Raw genomic sequence first — 8,218 nt, 5'->3', positions numbered from 1 at the left:
CGCCGACTCCGAGCGCTTCGAGCTCCGCCCGCAACGCCTCGGCTTCCTCGCGGCTGTGCAAGTAATTGACGATGATGTTGCAGCCCTGCCGGGCCAGCTGCAGCGCAGTCCGCTTGCCAAGTCCCTTCGCGCTTCCGGTTATTAAGGCCGTCTTGCCCGTCAGTTCCACGGTCATCCTCCCCTCGCGACAAAACCTGTTCCGTTAGAGTATAGCACATCAAGCGCCTATCGGTTCAGGTTCGGAAGCCGGGCGGCATACTCGAATGCGGCGCACAGCGTTTGGGTAACCATGGCAAACGATTGATCCAGGTCGCTCATTTGCGCTTCCAGATCTTCCAGTTCGAAGTCCGCGCGGTACGACTGATGGCTTTGCACCAGATCATCCATTAATTCCGTGTTCATGTAATGGATCTCCGTATTCCGCCGTTTGCGAAGATTGGCCATTGGCTCCCGGCTGCCGTCCTTCAGCTTGCCGAGAACTGCGGTCAAAGCCGGATGCAGATTGCGCTGCCGCATACCGCGCAGCACGGTGAAATAAGAGAAGTGGGATTTTATTTTCTCCGTTTCCAGCCCGAACAAATCGTTCATGAACGTTCCCAGCTTATCGAGTATCGCGAACACGCGAATAAAAGCGTTTTTATCAAAGTAGACATGCCGATAATAATCAAGCTGCTCTTCCTCGGTCATCCGGGCAAGCGATGGTTTGCGTACCCGGGCAGCAAAGCGTCTCGCCGCGTATCTGCTCTGCTCCAGCTCGTCCAGCGACGCCATCAGCCCGATCGTCCACAGCTCGTAGGTACGAAGCTTGCGCTCTCCGTCTTTGCCGGCCGAAATCCTGTCGTTCATCAGCCTTACGAAACGCTCCATCCACTCGAAAGCCTCGGCAAGCTCCCCCTCGGCCTTGCGCGGAGGGTCTCCGAACAATGTGCGCAGCATTGGACTCCTCCTTCTCTTACCGCGGTATTCTAGCTCGATTGCCGCGATCTCCCGAAATACTCGTTCCACCGGCGGTCAACCAGCCGCACGATGTCCTCGCGCGGGAAAAGCTCATCCGGATAACCCGGCTTCATTCTCGCATCAATGACGATCGGCAGCTTATAGCCGACGTGATGCTTGCGCAGCTCGGTCTCGGCGTAGATATCATCGGCCGGGTTGAAGCGCGTGAACACGGTCCACAGGAACGGCGTTTGGCCGTTTGCAATCGAGGCGTCGTCCACAAGCACGATCAGCGGCCATGCCGTGCCGCGCGCAGCCAGACGGCCGGCCAGCCGCTTCGCCAGTTCAGGCTCCCGCTCGTAGGCGGCGCCGCTCACGACGAGGCAGCCTTTGCAGTACGGCGCGGCAGCCGTTATTTCCTCGATCGGCCCCTCGTCATACTCGGCCGGAAGCTCCCGAATCGGCTGGCCTACGCCGACAAGCACCCCCTTGCTGCCGTGGTTCAGCTTGCCGCCCGTATAATCGAGCGTGTCGTGCGACGTCTTGTCGAAGACGTACAGGTCCACAGCAGGGTTAAAGCGGGCAAGCACGGCTTCCAGCAGCGAAGGGAAATCGGCAAGATCGACCGGCTGGTCCGTCAGCATCAGGAATTTCGTCAAGGTCAGCTGCCCTTCTCCGAGAATCCGGAAGGCGGAGACCAGCGCTTCGCGGGAATAGCTTTCCCGAACGACGGCGGCGGCCAGCGCATGAAAACCGGTCTCGGCATATGTCCACAACGAACGTACGGTCGGCATGACAAGCGGGAAGGCCGGCGACAGCAGACGTTGCAGGAAATCGCCGAGATAATAGTCCTCCTGCCGGGGCTTGCCGACGACGGTCGCAGGATAGATCGCATCCTTGCGGTGCCATACGTGGTCCACATTAAAAACCGGAAAATCATGCTGCAGCGAATAGTAGCCGAAATGGTCGCCGAACGGGCCTTCGGGACGCCGGAGATGCGGCGGCACTTTGCCGCTGATCGCAAACTCCGCGTATGCCGGCAGCCGGTGCGGCCCTTGCGGATCCTGTACGACCGGCAGCTTGCCGCCGACGATCAGCGACGCGAGCAGCAGCTCCGGCAGATGTTCCGGCACAGGCGCAATCGCCGATGCGATCAATGCGGGGGGACCACCGAGAAAAACGGTAACGGGCAGTGCCTCATTCGCCTGCTCGGCTTCATAATGGTGGAACCCGCCCCCCTTCTGGATTTGCCAGTGCATGCCGGTCGTGGCGTCGTCGAAAATCTGCATCCGGTACATCCCAAGATTATGCTCCTTCAGATGCCCCGGCCGCTCCGTATAGACGAGCGGAAGCGTAACGAACGGGCCACCGTCCTCCTGCCAGCTCGTGATGGCGGGCAATCCCGCAAGCGGCCGTTCGCGCCGCTGAACGTCGAGAACAGGCGCTTTCGCCGCCGGCGTGTCCTTCAGACCAATTTTCAGCATATCCCACACAAGGTCGCGCTGTCCCCAGAAAGCCTTCGGCGACGGCGGCAGCAGCTTGTCCGTCAGCCCCACCAGCCGCTTCATCAGCTGCTCCGGGCGCGGGCCGAACGCCAGGTCGACCCTGCGGATCGTGCCGAACAGGTTCGTCACGACTGGAAAAGAGCTTCCTTTTACATTTGTGAATAAAAGAGCGGGCCCGCCCTCGTCGATGACCCGCCGATGTATTTCCGCAACCTCCAGCACGGGATCGACCGGCGCATCTATGACCGCCAGATCTCCTTCCCGCCGAAGGATTTCGATAAAAGCACGCAAATCCTGAAAGCCCATCGATTAGTTCCGCCTCTCTCGCAGTATCCGGGAACGAATGGTCATGTCGGCAAGAATGCCGAAAAAGAACGAAACGATCAAGTTATGAAGCAGGTTGGCAAAGATATAGACATTCTCGTTGCCGAATGTGGCGGTCAGCAGCGCTCCGCTCGCAATCTGGGTCACGACGAGCACCAGCGCCCACAAGCCGGACCGCGCGATTCCTTGGGCAGCCCGTCCGCCGCGGCGGATGTGCAGGTTCATTCCGATCACCAGGAGCAGCATGATCGCCGCCGCCACGCGGTGAACGAACACGATGCCGGTCGCCCCGTCCATTGCGGGAATGACCTCGCCGTTGCAGAGCGGCCAACCGAGACATCCGCCGCCGGAGTCCGTATGGCGGATATAAGCGCCTAGATAGATGACGACGATGCTGTATACCAATGTCAGCATGATGCGCGGATGGAAGGAAGTCGGAACCGTAAATCTTGGTTGCTCCCCCGCGATGTGCCCGCTGTTCCGGTAAGCCCAGACAACCAGCAGCATCGTGCACGCGAACGCGAATAGCGAAATGCCGAAGTGAAGCGCCAGAACCGGCGGCGATTGCGGCCATTTGACCGCCGCTGCGCCCATCAACGCCTGTACCACCGTGAACAACAGCGCGCCGCCGGCATACAAGTTCGGCTCTCTATCCGTTTTGTATTTGCGATACGTTATGACGTACGTTAGGAGGATCAGCAGCCCGACCACACCGCTTATCATCCGGTGGGAATATTCGATCGCCGATTCCAGCGTCTTGGCGGGAATGAACTTGCCGTTGCACAGCGGCCAGTCGGTTCCGCAGCCTTCGCCGGATTCGGTATTCGTTACAAGAACGCCAGCCAACAGGACGAGCAGCATGCCGATGCTAGCTGCAATTACCAGCACCCGATAACGTCGGGATACCATTGTCATCACCACATTTCCGGTTATTAACCCAGAATCATTATAACGATAAAAATCGTCAAAATCCATGTTCAAACTGTGAACAAGTTCACATAGTTGCGGCGCGCAAGACGCCTTTCGTCCGACGTTGTGCGCAGCAAAAAGTCCCCCGGGCGCTGCGCCGAATGGGCAGCGATCCGGGGGACTTTACAGCTGCGCGTCCGTTAAGCCTGAGACAGTTCGCCTGAGACTTGCAGGGCACGGTCGAGGAACTGCTCGATTTCCTCGCGTGTTTTGCGCAGCTTGCTGACGAATCTTACGAGTTCTTGGCCGTTGCGGAATGCGATAAAGCTGGGAATTCCGAGTATGTTTAGCTCGGAGCACAGGTCAGGCAGATCGTCGCGGTCAAGCTCGATGAACTCGATTCGTCCCGCATAAGCCCGCTCAATGTCCGGCATAAACGGTTCGATGTAATGGCAGTCTTTGCACCAGGTCGTCTTGAAAATGGCGACGGTCAAGCCGTCCCGTCCGACCCGCTCGCGAAATTCCGCCTCGGTATGCAGCTTCTCCATGTCGGTCACTCCTCACTTCATCCTTTTTTACACTTCTTATTTTACTCCACAACGCGCGCCAATACCAATGCTTGCTCCTCGTCGAATCCTGTCTCCCAGCGACCGACCTGCCCAGCGCCTTCACATGCTTGCCTTATCTCTTTTATCCGACCGCATCCTTAACAGCCATGTGAACAGCTTGCGCAGAGGCCCGGGAAAAGATGCCGCGTCTTCCCGCCTGACCACGCCGAGCATAACCAGAAGCGCGAGGTACACCATGCCGATCACCGTACCCGCCGCGGCGGCCGTAATGAAGCATGCCAATTTGTACGGCAGAGGCTCCAGCAAACGCAGGCCTGCCATGTCAACGGCACGGCCCGCAGCGGCCGTCAAAGCGACGGCGCCCAGATAGGGGATCCAGCGCGAGCCCAGTACGTTGACCGCAACCGTTTTGCGGACGGTCGCCACGTTCCACCACGTAATCAGAATGAAGCTGACCGTCGACGCCGCAATCAGGCCGTACACGCCGAGGAACGGACCGAGCGCAACGCTAAGTCCTGCCTTGATCAGCATGCCGGTTGCGGTATGATACATAGCCTGGCGCGCTTTGTCTAGCCCGAACAGAATCGAATTGGTCGTCAGCATCGTAATCTGGAAAATGGTTCCGGCGGTCAAAGCCGCGACCACGCCGCTGCCGCCGGGTGTATAGATAAGCCCGGTAACGGAGGGTGCAGCAACCGTCAAGACCAGTGCGGCAGGGACGCCGGTGAACAGTACGATCCGCATGACAAGCGACGTTTGGCGGCGTACCTCGTCCAGATTGCCGACGGCGTAGGCCGAGGAAATGACCGGTATAACCGACTGGCTGAGCGCGATCGCGAGAATCGGCGGAATGCCGGCAATCGCCTGGGCTTTGATGCCAAGCGCATTGAAGGCCGAATCCGCCTCGGCGGAAGAGACATATGCCGCTTGCGTCAGGCTGTAAAAAAACTGCGAATCAAAGGTGTAGAAAAATTGCACCGTCATGGCAGTTAACGCGATCGGCACGGACAGCCGGAAAATTTGCCGATAAGTACCGCCCAGCTTTCCTTTAACGGCGGGCTTTGCAGAAACAAGGTCCGCGCTTGCGTCCGCCCTGCGCAATTTAATCCCGTACCCTAACATGATCAGGAAGGCGCCGACGCTGCCGAACACGCTACCCGAAGCGGCAGCGGCGGCGACCCATTCATCCTCGTAGCCCCATTGCAGAAGCACAACTGCGATGCCGACGCCGGCCACCACCCGCAGAATCTGTTCGACGATCTGCGAAATGCCTCCGGCAGTCATGAACTGCCGGCCCTGAAAATAACCCCTCATCATCGCGATAACCGGGAAGAGCAGCAGCGCCGGCGCAATCGCGCGGATCGACGCGACCGCACCCGGCTTCTCCGCGATGAATGGGGCTGCGAGATATAAAAGTCCCGAAACGAGGATGCCGGTAAAAATGCCGAAAAAAATCGCTGCGCGGTAAATCTCATGCGCTTCGCCTGCCTTGCCCTGCGCATACCGCTCCGACACCATCTTGCTGATCGCGCTCGGAATGCCTCCGGTCGCCACAACAAGCAGCAGCAAATAAATGTTATTGGCTGTCGTAAAATAGGCTCCGCCGGCGTCCGTAAGCATATAATCCAGCGGCACCCGCTGAAAAATGCCGAGGACGCGGGCGATGAGCGCAGCCGCCGCCAAAATAATCGTTCCCTTGATTAGCGAATCTTTCTTTAAGCTCACGCTGCTCCGTTGCCGCCCTTCTTTACTGCCCTATAATCGGCTCAAGCGGATTGTGGTTTCCGCGCACCGGGGCGGCTGCGCCCGATGGCGCCGCCCAGCGGACGCCGTTCTTGATCACCTGCAGCACCAGCGGGTTATAATAGGTCGGATACGTCTCGTGGCCCGGGCGGAAGTAGAAAATTTTACCCTGTCCGCGACTGAACGTGCAGCCGCTCCGGAACACCTCGCCGCCCTCGAACCAGCTGATGAAGATCAGCTCGTCCGGCGCCGGGATGTCAAAGTGCTCGCCGTACATTTCCTCGTTTTCAAGCACAAACTGCTCCGGAATGCCTGCCGCGATCGGATGCGCCGGATTGACGGTCCAGATGCGTTCCTTCTCGCCCGCTTCCCGCCATTTGAGATCGCAGCCGGTACCCATGAGCTTTTTGAAAATTTTGGAGAAGTGTCCGGAATGCAGCACGATCAGCCCCATGCCGTTCATCACGCGGTTATGTACCCGTTCGACGATGCGATCCTCCACCTGCTCGTGGCCCATATGGCCCCACCAGACGAGCACATCCGTTTCATTGAGAACCTCTTCCGTCAGTCCGTGCTCCGGCTGCTCCAGCGTGGCGGTGCGCACCTTGATGCCATCCTCGGAGATTCCTTTGGCCAATGTGTTATGAATGCCGTCAGGGTACACCTTCGTAACCTCTTCGTGCACCTTTTCATGCAGAAATTCATTCCATACCGTTACGCGTACCATTCGTAATCCGCTCCTGTCCGTCGATTAATCGCTAAAAAACAATCCACAAAATAAACAGCATTATCATGGCAATCTGCATCATAACCTTGACGACGATGCTTGAGAACAGGCCCACTACGGAGCCGAAGCCGACCTTCATCGACTTCTCCGCATTCGAGCCGGCTGCCAGTTCACCGATGACCGCCCCGATAAAAGGGCCGAGCGCCAGACCGAACGCCGGAATGACAAACGGTCCGATGATTACGCCGATCGTGCTGCCGATCACGGATGCCCGCGACCCTCCGAACCGTTTGACGCCCCAGGCGTTGACCGCGTAATCGGCAAAAAACAGCATCGCAACGATCAGGGTCTGGGACGTCCAGAAAATCCAGCCGAAAGGCTCCCACGTGATGAAAAAGCCGTAAACGAAAAAAGCCGCATAAATGGCCAGCGCCCCCGGTAAAATCGGATATACGGCGCCGGCCATGCCAACGATAAACAGGACGACGATCAAAATCCATGCGACGATATCCAAACCGCGTTCACTCCTTCAAAACGAGATTCCGAATGACATGGGCCACTCCATGCTGCTCGTTCGTCAACGTGACGTAATCGGCTTCATCCTTCACCGCATCCTGCGCGTTCCCCATCGCGACCCCAAGCCCCGCCGCCCGGATCATCGCCAGATCGTTCAGGCTGTCTCCCATCGCAACAACCTGCTGCATGCCGCAGCCGAGCAATTCGCAAAGCTCGCCGAGCGCAGCCGCCTTGGTCACGCCAAACGGATTGATTTCCAGGTTAAACGGCGACGAATTCGTAATTTCGAGTCCGCCCCATTCCCCGATCGTCCGCAAAATATCCGCCAGCAGCGGCGCATCCTCGGAATAATAACCGAATTTCAGCCAATGCTTACTCTCGTAAGCGCCCGCCGGCTCCATCCACTGCTCGCGATTAAAAATACCTTCCACGGCGTAGGTCCAGAACCACACGTCCGACTGGAGCGCCAGCTTATGCAGCCGTTCGACCATTGCCGCATCCAGCTGCGTTCGCCGGTGGAGCACATTCGGCCGCCGCCAAAGCTCGCCGCCGTTCACGGTGATAAGCGGCGTGTCGAGGCCCAACTGCTCCGCATAAGGGTAAGCGCTTTGAAAGCCGCGGCCCGTAGCGAAGCACACGGTAATGCCGGCGTCCAACGCATCGCGGATGGCAGCCGCGTTCTCTTCGCTGATCTCCTGCCGGTCGTTAAGCACCGTTCCGTCCATATCCAGCGCGATTATTTTGTAATCCGCCATGTAGCGCCTCCTTCCCGCATCATTGCCATTTTAGCACATTTCGATAGGATTCCAAACGGAAGTTCGCCGCCATTCGTCCCGGCACAACGAAAGCGCGGCCGCCATAATGGCTGACCGCGCTTTCCTCTACACGTTAGTCCATCATGCCGGCGGCGTCAGCGCGACAGAAATGGCCCGCTTATTGCGCAGCCGCTGCGGCTGCCGGCGCTGCGGACGTTGCAGGCTTGCGCGGCA

At 58.5% G+C, this 8,218-nt stretch carries 9 protein-coding genes; all 9 read right to left on the bottom strand.

Annotated features, from left to right (window positions below):
- The coding region (locus tag BG52_RS02530) for an SDR family NAD(P)-dependent oxidoreductase (protein WP_144340716.1) at positions 1-163 on the bottom strand (163 nt) is incomplete at its 3' end.
- A gap of 62 nt (positions 164-225) precedes the next feature.
- Complete coding sequence (locus BG52_RS02525; protein ID WP_036582748.1) at positions 226-936, bottom strand: Cthe_2314 family HEPN domain-containing protein; 711 nt, start codon at positions 934-936, stop codon at positions 226-228.
- A gap of 29 nt (positions 937-965) precedes the next feature.
- Positions 966-2,747 (bottom strand): UbiD family decarboxylase, encoded by a 1,782-nt coding sequence (locus tag BG52_RS02520; protein ID WP_036582749.1) that lies wholly within the window; start codon positions 2,745-2,747, stop codon positions 966-968.
- 3 nt (positions 2,748-2,750) lie between these two features.
- Positions 2,751-3,674: a COX15/CtaA family protein gene (locus tag BG52_RS02515; RefSeq protein WP_036582825.1), complete on the bottom strand. Its 924-nt coding sequence runs from the start codon at positions 3,672-3,674 to the stop codon at positions 2,751-2,753.
- A 200-nt stretch (positions 3,675-3,874) separates the two neighbouring features.
- A complete protein-coding gene (locus BG52_RS02510; protein ID WP_036582752.1) occupies positions 3,875-4,222 on the bottom strand; it encodes a thioredoxin family protein in 348 nt (115 codons plus the stop codon).
- A gap of 120 nt (positions 4,223-4,342) precedes the next feature.
- Entirely contained in the window at positions 4,343-5,968 is a 1,626-nt protein-coding gene (locus BG52_RS02505) for a putative polysaccharide biosynthesis protein (RefSeq protein ID WP_036666792.1), read from the bottom strand.
- A 22-nt stretch (positions 5,969-5,990) separates the two neighbouring features.
- Positions 5,991-6,713, bottom strand: coding sequence for a ThuA domain-containing protein (locus BG52_RS02500; RefSeq protein WP_036582761.1), 723 nt, complete (start codon positions 6,711-6,713; stop codon positions 5,991-5,993).
- A gap of 31 nt (positions 6,714-6,744) precedes the next feature.
- On the bottom strand, positions 6,745-7,227 hold the full coding sequence (locus tag BG52_RS02495; RefSeq protein WP_036582764.1) for a DUF456 domain-containing protein: 483 nt from the start codon (positions 7,225-7,227) through the stop codon (positions 6,745-6,747).
- 7 nt (positions 7,228-7,234) lie between these two features.
- Positions 7,235-7,984 (bottom strand): Cof-type HAD-IIB family hydrolase, encoded by a 750-nt coding sequence (locus BG52_RS02490; RefSeq protein WP_036582766.1) that lies wholly within the window; start codon positions 7,982-7,984, stop codon positions 7,235-7,237.
- Positions 7,985-8,218: the final 234 nt, after the last annotated feature.

Source organism: Paenibacillus darwinianus (genome assembly GCF_000598065.1).
GTDB lineage: Bacteria > Bacillota > Bacilli > Paenibacillales > Paenibacillaceae > Paenibacillus_I > Paenibacillus_I darwinianus.
The sequence above is the reverse complement of the archived record's forward strand: the minus strand, read 5'-3'. Positions and strand labels throughout refer to the sequence as shown.

Excerpts from the sequence above, each read along its gene's own strand:
- BG52_RS02525 (WP_036582748.1), bottom strand. The coding sequence starts at position 936 with ATGCTGCGCACATTGTTCGGAGACCCTCCGCGCAAGGCCGAGGGGGAG.
- BG52_RS02520 (WP_036582749.1), bottom strand. The coding sequence starts at position 2,747 with ATGGGCTTTCAGGATTTGCGTGCTTTTATCGAAATCCTTCGGCGGGAA.
- BG52_RS02515 (WP_036582825.1), bottom strand. The coding sequence starts at position 3,674 with ATGGTATCCCGACGTTATCGGGTGCTGGTAATTGCAGCTAGCATCGGC.
- BG52_RS02510 (WP_036582752.1), bottom strand. The coding sequence starts at position 4,222 with ATGGAGAAGCTGCATACCGAGGCGGAATTTCGCGAGCGGGTCGGACGG.
- BG52_RS02500 (WP_036582761.1), bottom strand. The coding sequence starts at position 6,713 with ATGGTACGCGTAACGGTATGGAATGAATTTCTGCATGAAAAGGTGCAC.
- BG52_RS02490 (WP_036582766.1), bottom strand. The coding sequence starts at position 7,984 with ATGGCGGATTACAAAATAATCGCGCTGGATATGGACGGAACGGTGCTT.